Origin of the sequence: Rufibacter sp. DG15C, from assembly GCF_001577755.1 — a bacterium.
Taxonomy (GTDB): Bacteria; Bacteroidota; Bacteroidia; order Cytophagales; family Hymenobacteraceae; genus Nibribacter.
Window position 1 is genome coordinate 2,103,050 of the sequence record NZ_CP010776.1, and the last position, 26,721, is coordinate 2,129,770.

Sequence of the window (26,721 nt, forward strand, 5' to 3'; positions counted from 1 at the left end):
GCCTATTCATTCTTACCTCTAAAAGAGAAGACAAGGGTACTGGGGATTATTCTCTATCTTGCTCCTTTATCCATTCCCCTAAGTACATTTACTAACTATGTTTGACCTCAGTATCTTTTCTAACCCAGACGTCTGGCTAAGCTTGCTCACGCTAACCTTTATGGAGGTGGTGCTGGGAATAGATAACATTGTATTTATCTCCATTGTGGTGGGGCGTCTGCCCAAAGACCAGCAAGGCAAAGGCCGTACCATTGGCCTAATGCTGGCCTTGGTGTTCAGGATTATCCTCTTGATGTTCATCAGCGCCATTGTCAACGCTAATCAGCCACTGTTCACTTGGAACCTGTTTTGGATGGATGAGCCGTTTGCGGTTTCCTGGCGGGACATCATTCTGTTTGGCGGTGGTTTGTTTTTGCTGGCCAAGAGTACTACAGAGATTCACAACAAGCTGGAAGGCGAAGAAGAGGGCACCTCTGCCGCTGGTGGCACCAGCAGCATGGGCAAGATCATTATTCAGATCATTCTAGTGGACATTGTCTTCTCCTTTGACTCTATCTTAACCGCGGTGGGCTTGGTTGAGCACGTAAGCGTCATGATCATTGCCGTGATCATCTCCATGGGAATTATGCTGGCCTTTGCCAGATACGTGAGTGACTTTGTGAACGAGCACCCAACCGTGAAAATGCTGGCTCTGTCCTTCCTGATTCTGATTGGGGTGATGCTGGTGGCCGAGGCCTTCCACGTCCACATCCCGAAGGGCTATATCTACTTTGCCATGTTCTTCTCCTTGGTGGTAGAGATGCTGAACATGCGCCTCAGAAAGAAAACCGTTCCTGTGCATTTGCGCCAGAATGAGATCTTGGACAATGACGGAAACCCCGAGACGTTGATGTAAGCAATTAGCGTATACTAGTTTAAAGAGCGGAAACTGTACCCACGGTTTCCGCTCTTTGCGTTTAGGGCGTTTTGGCTTAGTTTTAGGAAAGCAGGCCGAAAACGAGCATCAAGTTTGGATCTGCTGGTGTCTTACAATTATGGAGAATGAATTAAGTATTGCTGCCAAGCTGGGCATTGCCTTTGGGATATTGGTTGTGTTTCTGGTCCCAATTTATTTAATGGTTGAGGGCGCTTGGCGACAAGGCCGACAAGAAGACCAACGCGCTTTTATCCTTCGGTTGCCTGCTGGTCATGTGTTGGTAACTGGTTTCTTGTGCAGTGTGCCTGCTGTTTTGGCTACAGTGCTCTTATGGGTGCCCGTGATGGTGGATCCCTCTTTGTGGTGGGTGAGTATTTGTTTGCTTCCGGTGGCATTCTTCTTAGCCCTTCCTTTGCTACTTTTCATTAACCATTTGGTTCAGACTTTGTCACAAACGGTCTCTCTGGATAAAGACCAGCAACGCCTTGTCATTGAGAAATCTGGCCAGCAATACCAGATATGTCTGGCGCAGGACCAATACAAGGTTGTGCGCTATGAACGAAACAAAGAAACCAGAAGAAGCTTTAGAAGGCCGATGATGGATGATTTTGAGAAAACGGTGCTTATTCAAGGCAACAAGCACTTTGAGTTATCTGAGATGCTTTTGTTCAACTATCCTTCTTTACTGGAGCTGCTTGATCAACACGCAGACATCACCGTGAAAAAGGTGAAATACAGTTTTATTCACTTATAAGTTACTGCAAGACGGTAGGTTTCGCCCTCGTTTTTAGCCTCTTTCCCAGAAAGCAGCCCAAAAACGAGGGTAAATAAAAATCCCCCTGCCAGGGGCAAGGGGATTTCAAACAAACCAAAATGAAAATTTTTATTTACTCTTATCATCGTCAGCGGCCTTCTTGAAGGCGTCATTGTTGTGGAAGTTCCTGAACTCCAGGTCTTCCTGTGAAATGTCACTGAGGACTTTCTTACGTTGAATAGCCTTAGGAAGGTTTTCAGAAATTGTATTAATATCTCCAGAACGGGCTCCAGCCACCGCTAGGGCATAATATCCCATGGCATGGTCCGGAGATTGCTGGGTGTGTCGGGATAAATCTGCCTTGGCCCCGGCGCTGTCGCCACCTAACATCTTGGCAATGCCTCTGTTATAGTAAGCGCCCTCAATGTTGGTGGCCTGGTCAAAGTGACGAATAGCCTCGGCAAACTGACCCATCTGGGCGTAGGCCAAACCTAAGTTGTAATGCGCCTGTTGGCTATTCTTCTGGGCCACGGACTGTTTCAGGTACTGGATGGCCTTTGGGTAGTTTTCCACCACCATGTAGGCGGCGCCCAGGTTGCTCAAGACGGCCCAGTCGGTGCGGTTGAGTTGATAGGCCAGCTCCAACAGCTTGATGCTCTCTGTGTAGGCGCCTTTGTACTTAAAGTCCACGACGGTCTCCTCTGGGTTGTCATACTTGATCTTGTACTTATATTTATAGGCGTTCACGTCCTGCGGCTCTTTCTTGATGTCGTTCTTGAACTTGCTGTCAAAGTCGCCGCCTACGCCTACAATGGCATCATCACCGCCTACAATGGCAATCCCGTCACTGGCGGGGGCATCTGGCTCACGCACTAGTTTCAAGATGGCCAGGTCATTGATGGCACGATAATCCTCGCGGTACACGTCGTAATAGGCCAAAAGCAAAGACATTTTTCCAGTTGGAGCTTTAGTTCGCTGAGCGGCTTCCAGCCATTCTTCTTTGTCCAGAATCTCGCGCAGTTGGTATTTCTCCATCTTACCCGAGATATAAGCCACGGCCACGGAGTCTAGTTGTTTGTCATTAAGGGCGGGGCGCATGGCTTTGTTGGTTTCTACCACTACAATGGACCGGCGCAGCGGTTGTAACAGTTCTTCTACGCGGGTAGACTTTCCGCCTAAAAGCGCCATGACGTTTTTCTCAGTTTCTGCTGCAGGAGTACCAGCGTTGATGGCGTTTATCACTTTCTGCTTGGTGGCGTCTGGAAAATCAGAAGCCATTAAGGTTTCTTTGAAGCCTCTCCAGTCCTCAGCGGTGGTCTCCGTCTTGAAGGTAGCCTTGGCCAAGGCGGTGCCGTAGTTCATTTCCTTTAGCTTGGTGCGCAACCAGTCGGCGGCCTGCTGGGAGCGTTGCTCAGAGAGCTGCACGTTGCGTTTCATGGTGCCCTCCGGTGACGCGAAGCCCCGGATGGTAATGGTACTCTCGGGGTTCTTCTTCAAGAAATCGCCTATGGCTTTCACATCGCGCTGGTAGGCTTCTTTGCTCAATTTGGAGATGTCTACCGGGAAGTTGAACTGGGCCAGCAGTTTAAGCGGCTGTGTGTCTCTGGTGCGGATGGTGTCAACGGTGGCAAACTGGTACTGCGCGTTGTTGACAAACCACAAGCCCGCAGTGGAACAGCATTTGGCCACGTCGTCTACCTCGCCGGCAATGCGGTCGCCGCCAGCTTCATACACATAGGTAAAGTCAATTTCTTTGCCAATCATGTCGGTGATGAAGGGCAGGGTAATGGTCACGTCTGCGTTCACGCCATTCTTCTGCACGTTGGTCACAGGGCCGTACTTGGCCGTGAACTTGTCATACTTGTAGTCGCCTAGTTTGGGGGTGATGGTCAGGGTGCCGCCGTCTTTCAATTTGCGGTGGGCCGGGATGGTGATCTTTGCTTTGAGCCGCACACTGTCGCCGCGCACCTCTAAGGGGTTGGGGGTGACCGTGGCCGTGGCTTTATTGGCGTCTTGGGCCATGGATGGAGCAGTGCTGATAGCAGTCAGGGCCATGGCGAAAGTTAAAATTGTTTTATTCATAGTTCATCGGATTGGTGGAAGAATAGGTTTACTATGAATGTTGTACCCTGTAAAGCTGTAGAATGTTGCTTTTTGATAGATAATTGACTGTTGATGAGGTTTTTGAATAGTATTGAATAATTGTCATGAATTATATTATTGCTATATCTATGCTTTAATTGTAAACGAAGCAGCAACTCTGTGATAGAAGAGATTAGGTTTTTGCGACAGGTAATGTGATAGAAATAGGAAGTTCTTTAAGCAGTCTTTCAGTAGCGATACAGGTTTAAGAGACTTTTATATGGAGTGTAAGTGTTTAGTAAGGTGATGGTTGTGTAAGTGTATTCTGCAAGCAACGGATAGCATTCATCTATGGATTAGTCTATATACTTGAAATGATGAATATCATTTTATGGGAAGAAGGGCCTAAGCAGGCTGAAAATGCTGTTTTTATAACTGACTGATTGGTAGTCAATTAAAATTTCGGGTTTAAACGGAATTATTTCTATTTAGTCTTGCTTTTGTCTACAATTATTTAGTAGATTTGTTTAATTCTTATAAAGCAGTAGAAACTTTCTAATCTGAAAGTGCTCCCCTTCCTCTGGTAAAGAATTTCAAAGGCCCCCATTTCTTGTGTTGTTTAACCCTTTTGCCAACAAGAACATGCAGAAGCTACGAGTTTTGTACCTGCTATTATGTGCCTTGACTTTGTCTTTCAATGCACATGCAACCACTGGTGGAGAAGTTGCCAAGAACCTTGCGCTTTCTAAAGAGAGAGTAAAGGAAATCACCCTGCACATCAAGCAAAACCCATCAGACGCGCAGGCATTTGCCAGCCGCGGGATCGTAAAGATGGAATTAGGCGATGCCTTTGGAGCTATCAAGGATTTTAACACCTCATTACGGTTGGTGCCTCAGCAAGCTGAGGTGCTGCAGAAAAGAGGACAGGCGTTCCTACAGATTGGGGCCTTCAAGGAAGCTGCGCAAGATATCACAGACGCCTTGGCCATTACCTCTACCTATGGGTTGGTATATGACCGCGCGGTGCTCAAGTATCATCAAGATGATTATTTCGGGGCGTTAAAGGATTTGCAGGAAGTGTTGACTGTTTCGCCAATGCATAGCAAGGCCCTGTATAACCGAGCCATCATCTACATGGAGCTTAATAAAACCCAAGAAGCAATTGCAGATTTGGAGTCTTTCCTGAAACTCATTCCAAATGACGCGAATGCGTTGCATGCCTTGGGTTTAGCACAAACTGAGTTAGCCAGACGTGTAGCCAGCAAGTAAGATTTCTGCTCTCCTAAGAAACAAAAAAAGATAAGCCTTGGCGCTACACCTATTTAGCCAACAGCTTACTCAGTACATCCCACACCACTACGCCCACCGTCACCGAAATATTCAAGGAGTGCTTGGTGCCAAATTGCGGAATCTCCAATACGCCATCAGCCGCGGCAATCACTTCTTCCTCCACGCCAAATACCTCATTCCCGAAGACAAAGGCGTATTTCCCTTCTTTTGCCGGATTAAAGTTTGTAAGCATAGTGCTGTCCTGCGCCTGTTCCACCGCCCAGACAGAATAGCCTTCGGCTTTTAGCGCAATTACGGCTTCTAAGGTACTCTCTACGTGTACCCATTCCACCGATTCCGTTGCGCCTAGCGCGGTTTTGTGGATTTCTTTGTTGGGTGGTGTGCCGGTAATCCCGCAGAGGTAGATTTTCTCCACGGCAAAGGCATCGGCGGTTCTAAAGGTAGAGCCCACGTTGTGCAGGCTGCGCACGTTATCCAGTACCAACACCAACGGATTTTTTTGCTTATTTTTGAAGTCCTCCACTGAGTCACGCTGGAGTTCTTCCATGCTTAGCTTGCGCATAGAGAATAGATTTTGGGCTCGCCCCGATTGTTTTTGCAAAGGTAAGCGATAGGAAGCCACCAGCCCGTTTTTAGCCTGTTTTTCTGAAAACAGGCTAAAAACGACCATGAAGGAGGAGGAAAGGCTTGGTGCTTTTGGGTTTGCAGGTGATCCTTCATTCCAAACTTGCACATCAGCACATTTACAATTAGCAGATTATACCGCTTTGGCAAAGACGACAGGAGAGTTCAGCGCTACCCCGCTGATGAAACAATACAATGCCATCAAGGCCAAACACCCCGGCGCGCTCCTGCTTTTCAGGGTGGGGGACTTCTATGAGACGTTCGGTGAGGATGCCATCAAGGCCAGCAAGATTCTGGGCATTATGCTCACCAAGCGCGGCAACGGCTCGGCGTCTGAAACGGCCTTGGCTGGATTTCCGCACCATTCCATGGACACGTACCTGCCCAAGCTGGTACGGGCCGGTGAACGTGTAGCCATCTGTGACCAGCTGGAGGACCCTAAAACCGTCAAAGGCATTGTCAAGCGCGGCGTAACTGAGTTAGTGACGCCCGGCGTGTCGTTCAATGACCAAGTGCTGGACCAAAAGCGGAACAACTATTTGGCGTCCCTGCACTTCGGGAAAAACAATATTGGCATTGCCTTGCTGGACGCCTCTACCGGTGATTTCATGCTGGCCGAGGGAGATGTAGGCTACATGGGCAAGCTGTTGCAGAATTTCAGTCCCGCCGAGGTCTTGTTCTGCAAAGGCAAGAAAGAGGCGTTTTTCCAGCACTTCGGGCAGGATTTCTGCCATTACGGGCTGGACGAGTGGGTGTACAGCTATGATTTTGCGGTGGAGAACCTCACCAAACAGTTCAATACCCAGTCCTTGAAAGGCTTCGGGGTAGAGGGCTTGACGGAGGGCATCACCGCCGCCGGCGCCATTCTGCATTATCTGGCAGAGACGCAGCACCACGATCTGCGCCATATTTCCACACTGGGCCGACTGGAAGAAGACAACTACGTGTGGCTGGACCGATTCACGGTACGCAACCTGGAGTTGATTTATCCTCAACACCCCGAAGGCGTGCCTTTAATCAATGTGCTGGACAACACCGTCACGCCTATGGGCGCCCGCCTGTTGCGTAAGTGGCTGGTCTTGCCTTTGAAAGACGCGGCCCAGATTAAAAGACGCCTGGACACCGTGGAAGGCTTGCAAGCCCGTCCCGAGTTGTTGCAGGATATTTCGCATTACCTCAAGCAGATAAGTGACCTGGAGCGCCTTATCTCCAAAGTAGCCGTGCGCAGGGTGAACCCGCGCGAACTATTGCAACTGGCCCGCGCGCTGGAAGCCACGCTCCCCATAAAAGAATTGTTGGCAGTGAGCGGGGTTCCTGCCCTCCAGAAATTAGCCGAGCAATTGTTGCCGTGTGCCAGCATCAGAGACGAGATTCAGACGATATTAAAAGCCCAAGCGCCTGTATTGACCAACCAAGGCAATTTGGTGAATGACGGCATTGACCCTGAGTTGGATGAACTGCGCGCCATCGCCTTCTCGGGTAAAGATTACCTGCTCCAGATTCAACAGCGCGAAATCCAGAACACCGGTATCTCTTCGCTTAAGATTGCCTATAACAAGGTGTTTGGGTATTACCTGGAGGTAACGCACGCGCACAAAGACAAAGTGCCTGCATCCTGGATAAGAAAGCAGACCTTGGTCAACGCAGAGCGCTACATCACCGAGGAACTGAAAACTTACGAAGAGAAGATTTTGCATGCCGAGGACCGCCTGTTTGTGATTGAACAGCGCATCTTCAATGAGTTGATGCTGAGCACCGCCGAATACGTGCCCCAAATTCAGCAGAACGCCAAGGCACTGGCCGTACTGGACTGCTTGGCTAACTTCGCGCAACTGGCCACGCAGAATGGCTATGTCAAGCCCGAGGTAGACGAAAGCACGGCCCTGAACATCACGCAAGGCCGCCATCCAGTGATTGAGAAGCAATTGCCTCCTGGGGAGCGTTACGTGCCCAATGACATCAAACTGGACAATGACGAACAGCAGATTATAATTGTAACCGGTCCCAACATGGCGGGTAAAAGCGCCTTGTTGCGACAGACGGCCTTGATTGTGCTCATGGCGCAGATTGGCTGTTTTGTGCCGGCAGAGGCCGCGCAGATAGGCGTCATCGACAAAATCTTCACCCGCGTAGGTGCCTCAGACAACTTGAGTCGGGGCGAAAGTACGTTCATGGTGGAGATGACCGAGACGGCCAGCATCCTCAATAACCTCTCTGACCGCAGTCTGGTCTTGATGGATGAGATTGGCCGGGGCACCAGTACCTATGACGGTATTTCCATCGCCTGGGCCATTGTAGAGCACCTGCACAACGCCCCAAAAGGCCGGGCGAAAACGCTGTTTGCCACCCATTACCATGAACTGAACCAGCTTACCGAGGATTTCCCGAGGGTGCGCAACTACAACGTGAGCGTGAAGGAGAGCAACGGCAAGATTCTGTTCATGCGCAAACTGGTGGAAGGAGGTAGTGCCCACAGCTTCGGGATACAGGTGGCCCAAATGGCCGGCATGCCCAACAGCGTGGTGATACGGGCCAATGAAATCATGCACCACCTGGAGCAGGAGAAAATCAGCCATCCACACCAAGACTCCCAGGAGGTGATGAAGAGCCTGCCCAAACAGCCGTACCAGCTCAGCATGTTTGAATTAAACGACCCGCAACTGGTGCGCATCAAGGAGATTTTTGAAAAACTTGACATCAACACCATCACCCCGGTAGAGGCTTTGCTTAAACTGAATGAGCTCAAGATGCTGGTAGACGGCAAGAAGGAGAAAGTTTAGATAGTCGCGAGTTCTGAGTCTAGAGTCGCGAGTCTGGGAATGGATATATTGGCAACGCCCGCTTTTCTATGGAGAGCGGGCGTTGTTGTTTTTGGCTTGTTTTGACCAAAACAGGCTAAAAACAACATAAGAGTTCTTCATGCCCAGAAAAACTTTTAAAAATTTGTGCCTGATTTTCAGAAGGATTACCGCTTGATGAAGATTTTTTTAGGCTTAGTGCTTGACAAAAAAGATTTCTTGCTTACCTTTGTATCACTAATTCAAACGACGGAATTAGAAACAATGCGAAAGTAGCTCAGTTGGTAGAGCGCGACCTTGCCAAGGTCGAGGTCGCGGGTTCGAACCCCGTCTTTCGCTCAGATTAAAGACGTTGCTTCGGTAACGTCTTTTGTTTATCTGCTCATTTTCATTTCTCCTGTAGAGATGAAAGGCCGGGATGGTGGAACTGGTAGACACGCAAGACTTAAAATCTTGTTTCCATTAGGAAGTGCGGGTTCGATTCCCGCTCCTGGTACTTATTATGATGCTTAAGAGCCTGTAAATCAATTATTTACAGGCTCTTTTTCTTTGGTGAATAACAAACATTGCAGGCTTCCTAAAGATGCTTCCCTTTTATAAAACACCTATTGGCCCGATGCAGGTAAACGCAAAGAAATCATAAACTTTCCAGCTTTGCCAAGGTTAACTGAATCTCTGGGATCAGATTGGAAAGCCCTACCTTAAAAAGCCCCTACTTTAATCTCCAAAAAGATGGATGATTAAAGTAAGGGCTGTTGCTTAATTGATTTTTGTAGTACTTAGGTATTCATCTTCCAGTTTAAGAAGATCTTTGGACCTGGATTTGATCCACTTAGCCGGTATGCCAAAGTAAAAGCTAAACGCTTCACAATCTTTGGTTATAAGTGAAAAAGCGCCTATCGAGACACCTTCTGCGATGTTGACCCCCGGGAGAACGATGGATGAAGCACCTATGATGGTATGTTTCCCGATGGTTACATCTTTATGAGTTACATTTGTGAATTCAGAAGGTAAGGTGGGGCCAGTCATGAATTGCCCAGAATAATCATCGTTACTACTATAAATGGCACATCTAGATGAAATCCCAGCAAAATCCCCTATACTAATCTTCCCTTTACCAATCAATGATGTATAACAGGCTATATGCACATTTCTTCCTAAATCCATCCCCCCCTCCCCAGCAGACAAAATACAGAAATCATCGATCCGGGTATAGTCACCTAAACTTATATATGCGGGATTGTAAATAGAGGCCTTGTCAGACACTGATACATTCTTTCCAATGCTTTTAAAGCCTGCCTCTTTTAGTTGTTCCTCAGTTAAGAATGCCATTACTTGTTGAAGTTAAAAAAGCTATTATAGTTGGTCCCTAAGATATCGCTTTCTGTACAAAAACCATTTCCACTTCTACCTTTAATTTGGCGTTGTGAAAATTTCTCTTGCCTGTCGGTTACGGGTTTAGGGCCTAGCAGAAATCTACCCTCCCTGCCATCGGGTGTACCGTTAAGTTGGTTTGATGTCTAAGGAGACATACTTGTTAGGTATAGAGTAACTAATAGAGCCATCAGGCTCAACGCTCATCCGAGCTACAATATTAAATCCTTCCAACTTCTTTTCCTTGGCAGGACAGTAGTAGTGAAAATTGGGGCTATGTGTTTTATTTAACTCAACAACCTTGGATAGGCGGTCAAACTCCTGCTTTCCAACCTCAATTTACGTGCCCTTATTCATCTCTAGAATGAACGCACTCCTAAGCTATTTGTAAAGAATTGCCCTCACTATAATCTCAATGCTAAAGCCTCTATAAAAACAGTTTAAAGTCAGGATAATGGAATTTATCATTTTTAGGGTCTTTACATAGTGCATATTAACCTTTCCACCTCTATATAGCTGATCCGGTCCTATAAGGGGTATGGCGGGGCAGATACCTGCAAGCCCCTAACCTATGTAAGGTCAAATTAGACTTAAATAGGGTAGCGCCTTTGAATCATTTCTTGTGTATTGCTATTCACCGACTATCCAAACGCAATTCAGTATTAATACTGAATTTGTAACCATATTGAAAGTGTAATCTAAAATTTGCAGAAAGCAAGGAATAATGGTATTACCTTTTAGGTCCAAATACACGCTATGATACTTTTTCAAGACCATTTGATTGTTTTATACTATGAACCCAAGACTGATATTTTATCAGTAGACTGGCCTAGTGTAGAAGCTTACAATTTATTGGAAATTGAACGCGCTGTTACTCTGTTGGTGGAATACATCAGGAATTATGATGTAATGAGGTTGCTTATTGACAGGAGCCATTCTAAAATGGCTCCTGAGGTGGACATGACGGCCTACATGGAAATTGTTACAAGGTTTGGAGCCAGTTTGCAGGCAACACGTCTAAAGAAATCCGCTAGTATAGTTATAGTCCACAAAGACAAGGCAAGAGTAATCAGATGAGATAGCTCAGAAGGTATCAAAGAGTCTGAAATTCCAGATACAAAGAAAGACTTTCACCTCCAAAGCTGAGGCGATTAGATGGCTTTCTGGGGAAGATTGAGAAACCAGGTTCTGATACTCATTAAAGTTTTGTTACCAGTTCGTTTCTTATAGCTGTAAAATTGTTTTCAAGTATCTTATTTATAATAAATTAAGAATGAGCCTAAGTGCCTGCTCCTTGTGTTTTAGACCGTTTTCAAACGAATCCCTAATATCTATGCTTCCTGTTTAATATCTAGTTGATAATCAATGGATAAATCTAAAAACCTTTGATAATTATAACAGTAAACTAAAGGAAATCCATTTTCAACCTTAACAGCAAGCGTATGAAAAGAGAAATTTACTTAAGATGTAATTTGCCGGGAGTGCGAGAGGGAAATGTGCAGGAGATGGACGTGCGGCAAATGCTGTACGGTAAATTGACTCTTCTCAAAGAGCCTGGGTTGTCAAACTTGAACCAACTGCAAGACCTGCATTGGGAGCTGGAGGCGCAAACCGACAGGGGGGATTGGCTCCATTTCGATTGGGAAATGGTGGATCCTGCCTCAGTAGGGGAGCCTCAGATGGAATAACAGCAAAAAAGCCTCGGTGATGCCGGGGCTTTTTTGTGGGCATAGTATGAAGTGGTTGTGCACCGCTAAGAAGGCAATGACAGAAAGGTGTTTGCTAGTCTTTTTCTAGCAAGTCGTTTTTGACCTGTTTCCCAGAAAACAAGCGAAAAACGACCCTCTTTTAACTATGTATAAAATTTAAAGCCAGTCGAAAGCTTTCTTCATCCAGTGGACTTTGTCTTGGTAAGGTGGGTAGCGCAGGTTGACCTCGGGCCAGAACGGTTTTTTCAAGACGCTTTTCTGATGGGAGAACGCCTCAAAGCTGGCTTTGCCGTGGTAATTGCCCTGGCCGCTGGTACCCACACCCCCAAACGGCAAATGTGGATTAGCCAAATGCGAAAGGGTGTCATTGATACATGCTCCACCTGAGGACGTTTGCGCCAACACCATTTCATGTGCTGCCGTGTTCTTTGAAAAAAAGTAGAGCGCCAACGGTTTCTCTCTTTGGTTGATTTGGTGCAGCGCTTCTGGTAGGGTTTTAAAAGTAAGGACTGGCAACAGCGGCCCGAAAATCTCTTCCTGCATCACAGGCTGCTCCCACGTGACATCGGTGAGAAGCGTTGGGGCTATGTATCGTTGCTGGGCATCGGTTTGGCCGCCAAAATAAATGGTAGACTGCTGTATCAACTTCTGCAGGCGTTCAAAATGGCGGTTGTTGATGATGCGCGCGTAGTCGGGGCTCTGTTGGGGAGTATCGGTGTAAAATTGAAGGATGGTTTTTTGCAACTGCCCTAATAGCTGGTCTTTGACGCTTTCTTGCACCAACACATAATCTGGCGCTACGCAGGTCTGGCCGGCGTTCAAGAATTTTCCCCAGACTATGCGCTGGGCGGCTACTTGCAGATTGGCAGTTTCATCTACCAGGCAAGGGCTTTTTCCGCCTAATTCTAACGTGACAGGAATTAGCTGCCTTGCCGCGGCTTGGGTCACCAGCTTTCCCACCGCAGTACTGCCGGTGAAGAAAATCTTGTCAAAAGGCAATTCCAATAGCTCTTGGCTTACTTCTGGGCCGCCTTGTGCTACCGTTATATACTCTGGGGGGAAGTGCTTTTCTATCAATTCAGTGATTAGCTGACTGGTGGCGGACGTGAGTTCTGACGGCTTTAAAATGGTGCATCCGCCGGCGGCCATGGAGCCAATAAGCGGCGACAGCGTCAGTTGAAAGGGATAGTTCCAGGCTCCAATTACCAAAGACACGCCATAAGGTTCTGAGTAGATGTAGTCTTTGGACGGGAAGTTCAGAAAGCTGGACTTTACCTTTCGGGGCTTCGCCCACTTGTCTAGATACTTTAACACGAACTTGATTTCTGAGAGCACAATCGCGGTTTCGGTGGCATAGGTCTCAAAGGCCGGTTTATGGAAGTCAGCAGCTAGGGCTTGGTTGATGCTGTCTTGCTCCTGCACAATGGCGTTGGCCAGGCGCTGCAGCATTTCTTTTCTATAACCCACGTCTCTGGTTTGGCCGGTGGCAAAGAAGGCTTTCTGCTGCTGGATGGCTTGAGTGAGCGGTAAGTTGGTGGCAGTCATGTGAGTCTTTTGGCGAAGTACCTCTATACGCAACCAACTTCTAATTGGCAGAGGTTGCTTGCGGCTCTTCTGGTTAAAAGGAAATTGGTCCTAGTGCAAACGTAGAAACCGTTTTTAGCTTATTTTTGCGGAATCAAGCAAAAAACGATTTCCCGAAATTAGATTTTTTTGGCCCACGCGGTCTCTTTTTCTGTTTCAGGTTCGTAAGAATAAAACCGCCTTGGGCAGAGTTGTAGTATTATTTGGAGCGATTTAATTAGAAAAGGCATGGCACCACGCAGCAATTTTGATGATGAATTTGGCTATGATGAAGATGACTTCAACAGCAGTCATTTAGATGATGAGTTTTCTTTTGACGATGATGATGAAGTAGGCGGTACCGGTAGAATTGGGTATGCCGGCGAAGAGGACGAGGAGGTAAACTTGCCATATGAAGGGGAGTTGTTCAATGAGATGCTGAGCAAGCTGCATGGTACCTTGATCATGTTTGGCGAGGATGACCCAGCCATGATGGACCTACAAGCCGAGCTTCTGAAAATGGACACGGATAAAGGCGTGGAGGTAGACGATATGTTCTACCTGGAAGAAGCCAGCCTTATCTCTAAAGTCTTGAAAAAGCATTCTGCTACTTCGCCTAGAATCCAGGAGATATACACCAATTACATGAAGGACATTGTTAGGTTCAGTGATGAGTCTGACGCTGGATATCCGGGAGATTATTACCTGGAAGAACAGGAATAGACAAAGGAGATCAATTCTTCAAACGTATATAAAACAGAAGAGGCGCTCACGTGAGCGCCTCTTCTGTTTTAAGAGTATCTGAATGTTTACTGTTTTACTACCCTTTCAATGACAGTTACCTCAGGAGTGCTTATTTTTAGTAAGTAGGTGCCCACTGCCAAGTTGGACAGGTCAACCTTTTGGGTGCCACCGCCTTGTACTTGGCTGGTTTGTACCAGGCGTCCGTCTAAGCTGTAAACCATGATAGTGACCTTAGTGTTAGAAAGGCTGCTCAAGTCTAAGTTGACAACGCTAGTAGTTGGGTTAGGGTAAGCGTTCAACTTGGTAGTGGACGTGGCCTCGGTTTTGATTTTCACCGCAATCACTTTGCTGTTTTCAGATGAGCCGTCAAGATCCACTTGCTTTAAGCGGTAGTAGACAGTGCCCACTGGGCTAGTAGCATCTAAGAAGCTGTAGTTGAGGAGTAAGCTGCTGTTGCCAGCGCCTTTCACTTCACCTGTTGCTTGGAAGGTCTTGCCATTGCTGCTGCGCTCCACCACAAATTTCGCGTTATTCTTCTCAGTGGCCGTTGACCAGTTTAATTGCACGCCTTTGGTTACTACGTGTCCTTCAAAGCTCACCAGGGTTACTGGCAATGGATTGATAGGCGAGTTGGTTCTGTAGGCGTATTCTCCTTCATTATAGGTTTGCAAGGTAGCGCTACGGCCGCTGTTATCCGTGTCAAACAAATCTACCAAGCCGTCAAAGTCCGTGTCATGGTAGTAGATGCTTTCTTTGATTAGGTACAACGGTTTGTTGTTTTGCATGTTCAACCACGGTGCAGAATCATCTGCTCCTACTACATAGTAGCCTTTGCCGGTAGACGCTTCAAAGAGTCTTCCTCTGTTCTTCATTTCTTCCAGGGCTAGACCGTCCAGGTCTTCGTCAAAGGCTTCAATGTTGTCAGAAAGGTCATCATTGTCACTGTCTAGATCCAAGTAATCTGGAGTGCCGTCCTTGTCAGTGTCTGTTGGCGTGATCATGGTGCCACCGGTAGTTTTGTCAAAACCGTCACTTAGACCGTCAAAATCACTGTCTGTTCCTAGGCCGTTCGCAAAGCCTAAAGTGGTCTGGGCTTCAATGTTGTCTAGGATGCCGTCATTGTCAGAGTCTACATCGGTTTGGTCAGAGAAGCCGTCTCCATCTGAGTCTGGGTTGGCTAAATTAGACACTCCGCTGTTGTTAGAGGTCTGAGCAGCAATTGGCATGCCATTAGCACTTACCGGTCCTGTAAAGTAACCCAACTCTGGGTTGTAGCCCGTTGAGGCCGCCGGAATTTTACCGCCATTGGCTTCTACCGCGTTTGGAATGCCGTCGCCGTCTTTGTCAATGTCATACCCTCTAATCAAGCCATCCAAGTCCCAATCAAACACATCATTGATGTCATCATTGTTCACGTCTCTGAAGGCACCGTAGGTAGCGTGTACAAAGGTTTTGTCTAAGAATCTATAGGTTCCATTGACAATGTCCATTGGATTGTAGCCTGCGTCTATTGGGTCTGCCAGTACGCCGTCATTGTTGTCGTCTAAGTCATTTACATCCAGTACGCCGTCTTTGTCCCAGTCTCCTGAAATAGAGTAGGTGATACTGGTAGTGCTCATGCCACCAAAGGCATCTGTTGTGGCTACATCAAACAAGTAAGTGCCTGGTACTACATTGAATCTATAGTCTACCTCTAGTTCACCATTGTTGGTGAGGCGCATGCCGGCAGGTAAAGATCCGCTTGCAATGGTTGCGTTGGTAATAGCGCCATCTGGGTCTGTTACTAGTGCCACACGGTCACCTGTTTTTAAGTTGAACATGTGTTTGTTATCCAGTAGAACTTGGGCAGTGGCCTCACGGTCTGTAACACTTAAATACACTACAGAAGAGTTGTTGCCATCTTTGGTGTTTCCACCGGAAGGATCATATTCAGCAGAGTAAGCCTTGTAAACAGTGTTGTTCAAAATGCCTATGGTGGTAGGCTCTACTTGCAAGGTAAGAGTGGCAGTGCCATTCACTGGCAGGCTAGGAATAGTCCAGGCTTGGGTGGCCGGATTGATGGACGTTCCTTCACTTGGTACGCCGCTGCCAGCTACCAGTGTTAAACCGGTGGCTAACTCTGCGCCAATGATGACATTGGTAGCCGTGTTAGGTCCTAAGTTGGTTGCCGTCACATTCACCACATATTTGCCCCCTACATAATAAGGTCCGCTTACAATGTTGCTGCTAATCATGATGTCAGCTGAAGCTGATCCCTGAATGGTAGCGGTAGCACTATTGTTTGCCGTGATATTATCGTAGTTGCTTGAAGCGTTCACAGAAGCAGTGGTGCTGTAGCTACCGGCGCTTTGTGGTTTTACAGTTAAGACCAGCGTCTGGGCATTGGCAGCGCCCGGCAGAATGTCTGAACCTAGTGTCCAAAGACCCGTGGCTGCGTCATAGGTTCCTAATGAAGGCTTCGCGCTCACCAATGTAAGTCCGGCTGGGAGTTTGTCTTCAATCACCACTCCAGAGGCTGCATCTGGCCCGTTGTTTTGAACCTTTACCGTGAAGGTGCTTTCCTGGCCATTATAGAAGGTAGCAGAGGCGACAGTATTGGTTACAGCCAACTCGGCCACTGGTAAAATGTTCACCAAGGCAACCGCGGTGTTGTTTTCTGGGTTGTTGTCCGTTTGGCCAAGTTTGCTTACGCCGCCGCCTAGGTTTAACTGACCTGTTTGGTTAGGAATGCCGGTGATGACTAAAGTTTTGGATTCGCCTACTTGCAAAGTGCCAATGTTCCAAATGCCGGTTGAGGTGTCGTAAGAAGTACCGGTAGGAGGGAACAATCCCGTAAAATTGATAGCTCCCGTGCGCGTATCCTGCCCTTGTAATCCAGTGACAACATCTGGCCCATTATTGGTTACTATGATGCGGAAAGTAGCCTCTGTAATATTATGATAGAACTTGCCAGTCGGGTCATTGCTGGTAATGGTGATAGAAGTGGCCACATCCGTAGACTTGTGTACCACTATAGGAGTAGTAGACGTGTTATTGGTAGTGTTGTCATCTACCTGCTCAGCTGTGCCTGTGCGGGTGGCGGTAAAATTGTAGGTTTTGTCACCTGTCACGCCGGTGTCAACTGTTGGGGTGCCTGTTAAGAATAACTGAGTGGAGGCGCCCGCTGCCAATGAAGGGATGTTCCATACGCCGTTGGCATACGTTCCCACTCTGGGATCAGATCCAGTAAGGGTCATTCCGGCAGGGAGTGCCGCGCCAATGGTGATGTTAGTGGCCGCATCTGGACCGGTGTTGGTTACTAATACCCTGAATGGCACTACATCTCCTGTATAATACTCAGTTTTGGGCGCCGAGGTAGCCACCGCAATGTCAGCCGTAATTACGCCAGAGCCAGACTGGATACTTGTTGAGGCGCTGTTGTTTCCTAATACAATGTCTTGTTCTGTATGCGTCTGGGTGGCCGTAGTAGTAATAACAGCACTCTGATTGATTCTGGCCGTGATCTGGAAAGTGGTAGATGCGCCGCTGGCCAAGGTGCCCACTGTCCAAAGGCCAGTTGTGGCATCGTAACTTGTGCTGGTTGAGCTGATAAATGTCAAGGATGCTGGCAGCTTATCTGTTACCACAACATTGGTAGCAGTACTTGGGCCATTGTTCTTCACGCCCACCGTAAAGGTCACAACGTCATTGGTGGCATAGGTAGTGCCGGCAGCGGGAGACACGGTATTGGTCACCCCTAAATCTGCCGTTGGTTTTGCGGTAAAGCTAGAAGAAGCAGTATTGTTGCTTGCTTGAGCATCATACTCCGTATGCGATTGAGTGCTTTGCAGGGTGTAGGTACCAGTGTTGGCTGCTTTAGCAAACACCGTTAGCGTCTGGCTAGCACCTGCAGCAATGCTACCTACCGTCCAAGTGCCTGTATTCTTATCAAAGCTTCCCAAGCTGGCGCTAGATCCGGTAATCTCCATGCCTGCCGGGATTGCGTTGGCTAATACAACATTTGTAGCACTGTTAGGGCCGTTGTTGGTTGCTTTGACGGTGAATGTAACAATCTCGTTTTGGCCAGGGTTGGTATTGGACACAGAGCTGGTAACGGCAACATCTGCCACTGGTGCTACAGTGATGGTGTTAGAGGCGCTGTTATTTCCGCTGTTGGAATCTATCTCAAAGCCTGCACGGTTATCAAGACTGGCAGTAGTCGTCTTAGACTCTAACGTAGAGATTCGGGCTGTGAGCGTAAGGGTCTTTGTTTCGTTGATGGCTAAGGCGCCAACTGTCCAAACTCCGGTAGAAGCATTATAGGCAGATGGGATAGTGCCTTCTAGCGTTAATCCAGCTGGTAGTTTGTCAGTGATAGAAACTCCGGTGGCTGCGTTAGGGCCAATATTGCGAGCCGTTATGGTGTAAGTCACCAAATCCCCGTTGTTGTAAGTGGATTTGTCACTGACGTTTTTCACCTCAATGTCGGCCGCAGGCTGTACGGCAATTGTGGCTGTGGCGCTGTTATTGTTAGTAACGTTGTCTGCTTCTGTATGTGTCTGCGTGGCTGTGGCGGCAATAGAGCCTGTCACCAATGGTTGTGCCGTGATGGTAAGCGTTTTAGAAGCGCCCACCGCCAACGTGCCCACCGTCCAGATGCCTGTGCCTGAATTATAGTTAGTAGCGTCTGAAGAGCTGACAAACGTTAATTTGCTGGCATCCAGCTTATCTGTTACTTGTATGTTGGTGGCAGGGATAGGGCCGTTGTTGGTGACAGTGACGGTATATGTAAAGGGTTGGCCCATTATGTAAGTGCCCGCAGAAGCTACATTGGTAACGGCTACATCTGCGCTACAATCATAATTGAAAGCAGCTGTTTGCGTAGAAGAACCAGTGTAGCCATACGTCCAGGTATTAACGGTTTTCAAATCACCAGCCGTAGTAGAAGCTGAGCCCCAGGCGTGTGCTCCCGTTGTAGATACAACACCATATAACTCAGTTTGCGGCGAAGGAAAGGTGGTGGTAGGTAAGTTGGAGTCGTCCCAGAATAAAAGACCATTGTAGTTTGAGCCCGCAACAGGACGCACATCTTCTACTCTAAAGCCGCCTACGTTGGCTTCGGCATCCCAAACCGGGAAATGGATAGGAGCACTGTTGTTCCTGAAAAAGTAGTCCAAACTTGTACCTTTGGCTACGGCTTGGCCAAGGCCGTTCAAACCGTTCCATTCAACCGTGCGGGCTCCTTTGGAACCAGTAGATTCCAGCAACACGTCAGAAGAACCAGGTTGGTAGCCGGCCACTCCGTTTAAGTTAATTAAGACAATGAAGGTACTGCTCTCTGTCGTGTTTAAGCTGAAGATTGATTTTCCGCCGTTGGTAGCAGTGTTACATACAGAGGCAACGCCTACGGTAAAGGTTGGGGCTGTGGCAGAGGGCCAGATGGACACATCTGGGTTGTTTACAAAGTTGAATAACTCTGGGTAATCTGTTTGGGTCAGTTGACTTTTTCTTCTGTCTGCATTTGAAGAACCTGCAGCCGTGGTAGAGCCATATTTGTTGGTCACAAACCTGAAAAAGTTCTGAGGGGCAATGCCGGCCAACTCAACCTTCTTCACGAAATAGGCATTTGCTTGATCCTCACTTGGAATAAGCGGGAACATGTTAAAGTTCTTAGAGAAAACATTAGTGGTTCCGCCGGCAGAGAATGACCAGAGTTTGCTGCGCATGCGGCCAGGCTTTTCAGCGCCAGCGGCATCTATTACCGTAAAATCCCAAAGATCATAAACAGAGAATCTTTGACCATCCGCCATGTTGGCTTCCCCTACTTGCTCAAATTCTACCCAGTAATCCTGATCAGCACCTGTATCATTCAAAAACCCAAGAGGGTCATAGCCGGTAGTGTTGTAGGCTCTTCCATTAGTGGTGTGTTTGGGTCCTACATTCACTTGAGCTGCAGTGCCAATTACCCCATTTTGAGCATTCAACAACATGTCATTGGTAGAGTTTGTATTGTTGGTCAACGTAGTACGTTGGACAATAACACCCACTTGGTCTGTGCTGCTGGCTGCTCTTCTAATGGTGATGATCAAGTCATCTTGATTGGCGGTTCCTGCTTGGTCATGAATTGCTCTACGCACACCGTAAAACAAGCGCTCACCGCTTTTCACCCTAATCAATAATCTATGATCTGACGAAAAGGTAGCACCGTTGCGGCTAAATCCAGAAGGCTTCAAGAAACTAAGCGATGTGATAGACACCCCACTAGCACTAGGAAAGTTGGCATCATGGGCCAAATAACCAGCTTTGTCATTGTTGGGATCTGTTAATGCTGCCGTAGACAGGTTAGGTGTTAGTTGTTTGGATCCTTCACCGTGCATGGTGAGTGGGAGCAGGAACAAAACAATTAGGGCTAGGAGTACGGGGTGTTTCATGCGTTTTATCTTCTAGTTTTCTCTAAGCTTTTTGTCTTAAAATCAATCCTTATAGGCAAGATTAATTCCTTAGTATTGTAATTTTTATATATCTAAGGTTTCGGGGCTTGTGCTATTTTTATTAAGACAGTCCAAAATTGACTATAAAGTTCCGGTCGCTTAAAATCAATTCGATGAATGAACAGATTCTCACGATGAATAAAACCGCAATGAATATCCGTATTTAAACGGTGGATAAACGCTTAAAATAGAGCATATGAGGTGTTTGACTAATATTGAATGTTTGGAGAGTGTGCTTTATAAGGTTCTTCTTTACTTGTTATAAAATAAAATTTATTTAAATAGTCATATGTGAATATGGATTGTATGATTGCATTGACTGATTATCGATTTTGTCTATGATATATAGAAAGGATTTGGGTCATCTGGTAGGTGAAACAATATTGCTATAATCTTTAAGCGGAAAAGAGCTTCTACCAAAGGTTGCCAGATGGCCTTCAGTTAAGTATAGATTCCAGGCCCATCATTAAGAGACTTTTCAATACTCATTATGGTAGAATCTTGCTTCTGGTCTCCTTAATTGAGATAAGCAAATAAGATTAGGTTGAGGCCCTGTCGTACTCGGTGTATAAGCTTTACTGGACCAAGTGCCATTGAACCAATAGAATTAGGTATCTTGCGTTTTAGCAAGTAAAAGAAGTATGCAGACGGACGAACTCTTATTTCAGGAACGGATTCGGGAGCACCAGCTTAAGATAAAGCAGGTGTTCAGGGAAGTGGGCAAAGTAGTGGTGGGCCAGCAGTACATGGTCAACCGCCTACTCATTGGCTTGTTTACCAATGGCCACATTCTACTGGAAGGAGTGCCAGGTCTGGCTAAGACGCTAACCATCAATACGCTGGCCAAGGTCTTGCACCTCAACTTCTCCCGTATTCAGTTCACGCCAGACTTGCTGCCCTCTGACTTGATTGGCACCATGATCTACAACCAAAGCTCGTCAGCCTTTGAAGTAAAGAAAGGACCCATCTTCGCGAATTTGATTTTAGCGGATGAGGTGAACCGCTCGCCCGCCAAGGTGCAGTCCGCTTTGCTAGAGGCCATGCAGGAGAAGCAGGTGACCATCGGGGATAAAACCTATCGCCTGGACTTGCCCTTCCTGGTGCTGGCCACCCAAAATCCGGTAGAGCAAGAAGGAACTTATCCGTTGCCCGAAGCGCAGGTGGACCGCTTTATGATGAAGGTCTATGTAGACTATCTGACCAAGGCAGATGAACTGGAAGTGATGCGCCGGATGTCCAACCTGTCGTACAGCAGTACGGTCAACACCATCTTAACCAAACAGGACATCTTTGACATCCGGAACGCCATTAACCAGGTGCAGATTTCTGAGACGCTTGAGCGCTATATTATTGAGTTGGTCTTCGCCTCAAGGCGCCCCGCTGATTATGATTTGAACGACTTCGCGCAGTACCTGCAGTTTGGGGTTTCGCCAAGGGCCAGTATTGCCTTGAACCTGGCTGCAAAAGCCACCGCCTTCTTTGATGAACGCGATTACGTGTTGCCAGAAGATATCAAGGAGATTGCCTCAGACGTGCTAAGCCACCGCATCATCCTAAACTATGAAGCAGAGGCAGACAATGTACAGACCAAGGACTTCGTGGAGTCTATCCTGCGGAAAGTGCCTATCAGTTAAAAGAGAAGCTCAAGTCTATCAAATACACTGAAGCCGTTTTTGGCCTACTTTCCAGAAAGTAGGCCAAAAACGGCTTCAGCTTTTAGCGCCTATCCAACTTGTTTCTCTCATGACTACATCTGTAGAGTGGCCTGCTTATAGGTGCCTTTGCTTAGGAAGGAAAACCTTCAAGGTTGCCTATTAAAGATGCTGATTCAAGCTGGATGGCATCAAATCAACTTAGCGAATACGGTCGTTTTTGGCATATTTTCAGTAAAACAGTCCAAAAACGACCGCAAGTTTATGTAGGGCACGGGAAATAAAAAAGCCTGCCAGTAATGGCAGGCCCCTGCCGCATGAGAGACTACTTCATGGGGCAAGTGGCGGTGTCTCCTTGTATCTCACCCTTCAGAGACACCGTCGTATTTTCAATAAGGTTTAGTAGTCTGTGTTCTGAGGGTCCCAGTTCGTCCAGCCGGTGGTCCAGTTAGTGGTCCCGAAAGCGCCTAGATGTGTCACGTTCTCAAAGCCGGTCAAGCCAGTGAAGGAGGCTCCGGTTAAAGCCATTGAGCCCGTGTTAGGCATGTAAGGAGCGGAAGTGCTCAATCCAAGTTCAGCGGTAGTCTTAATACCGTTGTTGTAAGATGAAGCGGAGAACCAGTCACTGGCGTTGAAGGCAGACGTAGAAGAAGAGGCTTTGTTCACGGCTGTATTAGAACCGGCGCCCGCTACTATGTTGTTCATTATTTTGATGCTGTTGTTCTGCGCATAGCCTTCCACTAAACCTCCGTCTAAGGTTATGCCTTTGTTAAATCCTGAGATGATAGAATTTCTAATGGACAGGCTGGTGCCCTTCTTTAGGTGCGCGCCTTGGCCAAACTGAGCACCTGTTGGCAAGTTGGCGCCTGGTCCTATGATGGTCACGTTAGAGAAAATGCCAGTAGTCAAAGGCGTCAAGGTTGAGCCAGAACCGTCATTGTCAGACTCAAAACCGTTGGAAGCACCGCCAGAGGCCACGTCCCATAGGTTAGGGTCACTTACGCCCAAGGCAAACTGCACACGTCCGCTGTACCCGAAGTCGGTGTCAAACATGTCATCGGTGTTTTTGTAGGCCACCAAGTGCGAGGCATTCACGGTGCCCCCGAACCACTCAAAGGCATCGTCCCCGCCAAATGAAACCTGCACGTGGTCTATCTTCGTGCCAGAGCCTACGGCGCCCATGGTCAAGCCGTTCAGTTCTTTGTTGGGCTGTAGCGGATAACCCGCAAACTCAATGCGCACATAGCTGAAAACACCCGAGTTGTCCGCATCATTGGTGCCCCCGTAGTACGCATCCGGACCGCCTTCTACTACAGGCTCAGAGGTTTGGTTCTGCTTGGCTTTACCCAAGATAACCACTCCGCCCCAGTCGCCAGGAGCGCGTTGGCCTTTGGGTTGATTAGAGGTGAACACAATGGGTTTTTCTGTGGTGCCTTGTGCCATAATTTTGGCGCCTCTTTTTACAATCAAGGTACCCTGTGATGATTTCTCTCCTTTAATCAAGGTGCCGGCCTCAATGGTCAAAGTGGCGTTGTTGTCTACATATACAAAGCCCTTGAGGGTGTAAACCGTGTCAGCGTCCAGGGTTCTGTTGGCGGTGATAGTGCCTTGCAATACGCCCTGTCCTTTGGTAACTACCAACGGCGAATCATCATCATCCTCAGTGCAGGCAGTGAACGTGACTACTAGCAACAAATAGAAGAGTAGTCCTAATTTTTTGGCGTCTTTCATAATTCTGGTTTTAAGTAAATAGGGTTGGTAAGTGGTTTTATATAGATTAGAAAGTGTAGCCTAAGCCGATGGTGCTATACATGCCCCGGGTATAACTTCTGGAAGTCAGGTCGGTGCTCTCCACCTTTCCGTCCTGGTCTGTGTCCTCCACAAACTTGAATTTCTGGTTAAGTAGGTCCTGCACGCCTGCTTTCAGCTGTAGTCCGCTTCTGAAGTTTTTGGTCAACGTGAAGTCCAGCACGTGACGGGGCATCTCATAGATGGAGGGGTTCTCATCATTGCCCACGCGGTAAACGCGTTCGCCCAATACATTATAGAGGAGCGAGTACTGCCAGCCGGTCTCGTCGTTCTGGTAGTACAAACCGGTGTTGACGATGTAAGGCGACTGCCCCATGAGCGGGCGTTTGCGCTCGGCCTGCGTGGCCATATCGCCTAGGTTGACTTCGCTGTGAATCACAGAGGCGTTCAACACCAGTGAGTGACCCTGGATGAAGCTATTGGAGGACAGCTCCTGGAAGGATTTTCGAGCTTCCACCTCTACGCCTAGGCTGTTGGCAAAGTCTCCGTTAGAGAAGGTGAGGTTACGGCCGGCGCCGGTTTCTATGCGGGTTTCAATAGGGTCAATGAAATGCTTGTAAAAGACACCCACTGACAGCAACTCATTGGGAGTAGGGTAGAACTCATAGCGCATGTCAAGGTTATGAACCGTGGCGGTTTTTAAATTAGGATTCCCGCGCACCGAGGCGTTTTCATTGAAGTCATAGAAGCTGAAGCGGGCCTGCTCTCTAAACTCCGGTCTGTTCACCGTCATGCCATAGGCCAGGCGCACCAATGACCGAAGGCTGAAATTGTAGGCGGTGTTGAGGGAAGGCAGAATATACAGCTTGCGTTGGTCTACATTAGAGGGACCAGCCTGGTCTGCCGTTTTTACCTCACGTATGTTGTATTCAGCGCGAACTCCCCCGTAGAAATTTACCCTCTCAAAAAACCTCTTGGACAAGGCCACATACCCAGCACCTAGCGTGTTGGAGGCGTCGTATCTATCGGCAATGGAGGTGCTCTCGTCAAAAAGAAGCCCGGTAGAGGTATTGAGGTTCTCAGGCGCGAAGATTTGGTCTAAAGGCAAGTTCAAGATGGCATCCTCGGTACGTTCGCCATTGATGCCGGTGTTCCGCTTGTAGGTTAAGGTGCGGGCGGTAAAGCCACGGTCCTTGCGCTCTAAATAAAATCCAGCTTTAAACTTAGGTGCTGTCTCCAGGTCTGCAGAGTCGGTGGCTTGGAACAGATGCTGGAACTGACCTTCGGCGATGAATGCGGTCTCATCCAAGTTAGAGTAGAACCGGCCGGCGTCATAGGGCGTGGAGTTGGTAGAAATCTGCACTTTGTATGGGCCTTCAGAACCGGCATCGCGTTGCGTTCTTACCCTTCTCAAGTCTGGCTCCTGGCGGTTCAAGAAGTTGAAGCCCGTGGTCCAGGTGTAGGTGTTGAGTTGATTGTCTGTGGTGTGCGTTCCTTGCAACTGACCGGTATAGATAGTGCGGGTTTCATAGCGTAGGGCATAGTTTCGTTCCTCTTGCGTGGTACCCGTTTCCATGTTCAGTCCTTCGCGCACGGTGGCCTCATTGATGCCAATCTGGTTGAACAGGTTCCTGAACTCAATTTTGTTGTTTTCATTGAGCCTAAGCGAGAAGTTCTGCAAAGCCCCCAGGCGCACCGTGTTGCTGGAAACATCATCTTGATAAGCCCAATTGGTCTCCACGGCCTCACTGTCTCTGGCCTCTTGGTAATCCCAGCGCGAGATGTTCTGATGCAAACGTGAATTTGAATAGGTTAAAGCAGATATGCTAGACAACCTAAAATCCGCTAAATCCATCACCCTGTTCAAGCCTAGGTTAAAGCGCAGGTCTGGCGTGGCCGTTGTTTTGGTTGGCGTCCAGACATTCCGTAAACCCAATTGCTGACCGTACTGCGCTTTGGTGGCATAGTCCAAGGCCTGGAATCTATTGGTAGACGGTAGGCCACTAGGCAGGCTTCTGTCTTTGCTGCCCAAGCCCCACATATCTAAGTTGCTGGCTTTGTCTGTGTAGAAATCCTGGAAGGTGGTGCCCTGTCTAAAAGACGTCGCGAAGTTGAAGCTGGTGCTGTTCTCGCTCACGGTGTTCTTGGTGCTGACTTTGATAGCCCCACCAGCAAAATCACCGGGTAATTCGGGGGCCGGCGACTTATAGACCAGAATCCTGTCTATGACGCTGGTGGGCAGTACATCAAAGGAAAAGGCTCTTACGTCCACTTCAGAGCTGGGTGTAAGCGCATTGTTTAGCAAAACAGAATTGTAGCGCTCGCTCAAGCCTCTTACTATAATAAAGCGGTTGTCTTGGATGGTGACTCCTGGGATTCTCTTCACGGCCTCGGCGGCGTCCCGGTCCTGGGCCTTCACAATCTGCTCACTGGACATGCCGCTCACCACTACTTCACTCTGCTTTAAGTCTTTGATAAGGGAGATGTCGGTGTTGGTCTGGCGCTCGGCTACTACCGTTACTTCTTGCAGGCTTTTGGAGTCTTCAGTTAGATTGAGGTTGAGAGAAGCAGTCTGGCCGGCCGTGATGGTGACGTTGCCCTGCGTGAAAGGCGTGTACGAAACATAGGTGGCGGTGATGCTATAAGTGCCGGGTTTTAAGGGGAGGGTGAAATTGCCTTCATAGTCAGTGGGCGTGGCCATGCTGGAACCCGTCACGGAAACCACGGCGCCAATCAGGGCTTCGCCGGTCTTGCCGTCTTTTACTTTTCCGGTGAGGGTGCCTTGTTGCCCGTAGGCCATCCAAGCGGTGTTGATAAGGAGGAGGGTGAGTAGAAAAGTTCTCATAGCATCTTGATGATTAGTCTCGATGCAAAACTAGAGAGAGCCCTTTACCTGAAGATTAAGGCCAAATTATGCTATTGTTAAAAGCAAGGGTAGAATGTTATGGGACTGTTAAGCGATGGGTGAGGTATAGATGAATTTGGAAACGAAATCC

Annotated in this window: 14 protein-coding genes and 2 tRNA genes; 9 read left to right on the forward strand and 7 right to left on the reverse strand. The window is 47.9% G+C overall.

Annotation, left to right across the window (positions count from 1 at the left end; genetic code table 11):
* The first annotated feature begins 97 nt into the window (after positions 1 to 97).
* Together TH61_RS08875 and TH61_RS08880 are read left to right on the forward strand one after the other, a co-directional pair.
* A complete protein-coding gene (locus TH61_RS08875; protein WP_066508385.1) occupies positions 98 to 895 on the forward strand; it encodes a TerC family protein in 798 nt (265 codons plus the stop codon).
* A gap of 139 nt (positions 896 to 1,034) precedes the next feature.
* Positions 1,035 to 1,670, forward strand: coding sequence for a hypothetical protein (locus TH61_RS08880; RefSeq protein WP_066508386.1), 636 nt, complete (start codon positions 1,035 to 1,037; stop codon positions 1,668 to 1,670).
* A gap of 129 nt (positions 1,671 to 1,799) precedes the next feature.
* Here the strand turns inward: TH61_RS08880 and TH61_RS08885 are convergent, their stop codons facing one another.
* Positions 1,800 to 3,752, reverse strand: coding sequence for a tetratricopeptide repeat protein (locus TH61_RS08885; protein ID WP_082780345.1), 1,953 nt, complete (start codon positions 3,750 to 3,752; stop codon positions 1,800 to 1,802).
* 642 nt (positions 3,753 to 4,394) lie between these two features.
* On the opposite strand from TH61_RS08885, the gene TH61_RS08890 reads away from it, so the two are divergent.
* Positions 4,395 to 5,021 carry a tetratricopeptide repeat protein gene (locus tag TH61_RS08890; protein ID WP_157600668.1) on the forward strand — a complete coding sequence of 209 codons (627 nt, stop codon included), beginning with the start codon at positions 4,395 to 4,397 and terminating at the stop codon, positions 5,019 to 5,021.
* 49 nt (positions 5,022 to 5,070) lie between these two features.
* Here the strand turns inward: TH61_RS08890 and TH61_RS08895 are convergent, their stop codons facing one another.
* Entirely contained in the window at positions 5,071 to 5,604 is a 534-nt protein-coding gene (locus TH61_RS08895; protein ID WP_066508392.1) for an RNA methyltransferase, read from the reverse strand.
* Positions 5,605 to 5,848: 244 nt separating this feature from the next.
* Between TH61_RS08895 and mutS the strand changes: the two genes are divergently transcribed.
* The 3 genes from mutS to TH61_RS08910 all read left to right on the forward strand — a co-directional run bounded on the left by mutS (position 5,849) and on the right by TH61_RS08910 (position 8,960).
* A complete protein-coding gene (gene mutS, locus TH61_RS08900) occupies positions 5,849 to 8,446 on the forward strand; it encodes a DNA mismatch repair protein MutS (RefSeq protein ID WP_066508394.1) in 2,598 nt (865 codons plus the stop codon).
* A gap of 284 nt (positions 8,447 to 8,730) precedes the next feature.
* Positions 8,731 to 8,803 (forward strand) — tRNA-Gly (locus tag TH61_RS08905).
* A gap of 73 nt (positions 8,804 to 8,876) precedes the next feature.
* Positions 8,877 to 8,960, forward strand: a tRNA-Leu gene (locus TH61_RS08910).
* Between the two features lie 263 nt (positions 8,961 to 9,223).
* Here the strand turns inward: TH61_RS08910 and TH61_RS08915 are convergent.
* Positions 9,224 to 9,796: an acyltransferase gene (locus TH61_RS08915; protein ID WP_066508395.1), complete on the reverse strand. Its 573-nt coding sequence runs from the start codon at positions 9,794 to 9,796 to the stop codon at positions 9,224 to 9,226.
* Between the two features lie 1,523 nt (positions 9,797 to 11,319).
* Between TH61_RS08915 and TH61_RS08925 the strand changes: the two genes are divergently transcribed.
* The gene (locus TH61_RS08925) at positions 11,320 to 11,526 is read left to right on the forward strand and encodes a hypothetical protein (protein WP_157600669.1); all 207 of its coding nucleotides are present in this window, start codon (positions 11,320 to 11,322) and stop codon (positions 11,524 to 11,526) included.
* A gap of 177 nt (positions 11,527 to 11,703) precedes the next feature.
* On the opposite strand, the gene TH61_RS08930 is transcribed toward TH61_RS08925, so the two are convergent.
* The gene (locus TH61_RS08930; RefSeq protein WP_066508402.1) at positions 11,704 to 13,092 is read right to left on the reverse strand and encodes an aldehyde dehydrogenase; all 1,389 of its coding nucleotides are present in this window, start codon (positions 13,090 to 13,092) and stop codon (positions 11,704 to 11,706) included.
* Positions 13,093 to 13,359: 267 nt separating this feature from the next.
* Between TH61_RS08930 and TH61_RS08935 the strand changes: the two genes are divergently transcribed.
* A complete protein-coding gene (locus TH61_RS08935) occupies positions 13,360 to 13,833 on the forward strand; it encodes a hypothetical protein (protein WP_066508404.1) in 474 nt (157 codons plus the stop codon).
* Positions 13,834 to 13,919: 86 nt separating this feature from the next.
* Here the strand turns inward: TH61_RS08935 and TH61_RS08940 are convergent, their stop codons facing one another.
* Positions 13,920 to 20,264: a T9SS type A sorting domain-containing protein gene (locus tag TH61_RS08940; protein WP_066508406.1), complete on the reverse strand. Its 6,345-nt coding sequence runs from the start codon at positions 20,262 to 20,264 to the stop codon at positions 13,920 to 13,922.
* Positions 20,265 to 20,965: 701 nt separating this feature from the next.
* Here TH61_RS08940 and TH61_RS08945 point away from each other — a divergent pair.
* Positions 20,966 to 21,958 (forward strand): MoxR family ATPase, encoded by a 993-nt coding sequence (locus TH61_RS08945; RefSeq protein WP_066508408.1) that lies wholly within the window; start codon positions 20,966 to 20,968, stop codon positions 21,956 to 21,958.
* Positions 21,959 to 22,375: 417 nt separating this feature from the next.
* Here the strand turns inward: TH61_RS08945 and TH61_RS08950 are convergent, their stop codons facing one another.
* Positions 22,376 to 23,707, reverse strand: coding sequence for a hypothetical protein (locus tag TH61_RS08950; RefSeq protein ID WP_066508410.1), 1,332 nt, complete (start codon positions 23,705 to 23,707; stop codon positions 22,376 to 22,378).
* A 46-nt stretch (positions 23,708 to 23,753) separates the two neighbouring features.
* Positions 23,754 to 26,570: a TonB-dependent receptor gene (locus TH61_RS08955; RefSeq protein ID WP_071887820.1), complete on the reverse strand. Its 2,817-nt coding sequence runs from the start codon at positions 26,568 to 26,570 to the stop codon at positions 23,754 to 23,756.
* Positions 26,571 to 26,721 lie beyond the last annotated feature (151 nt).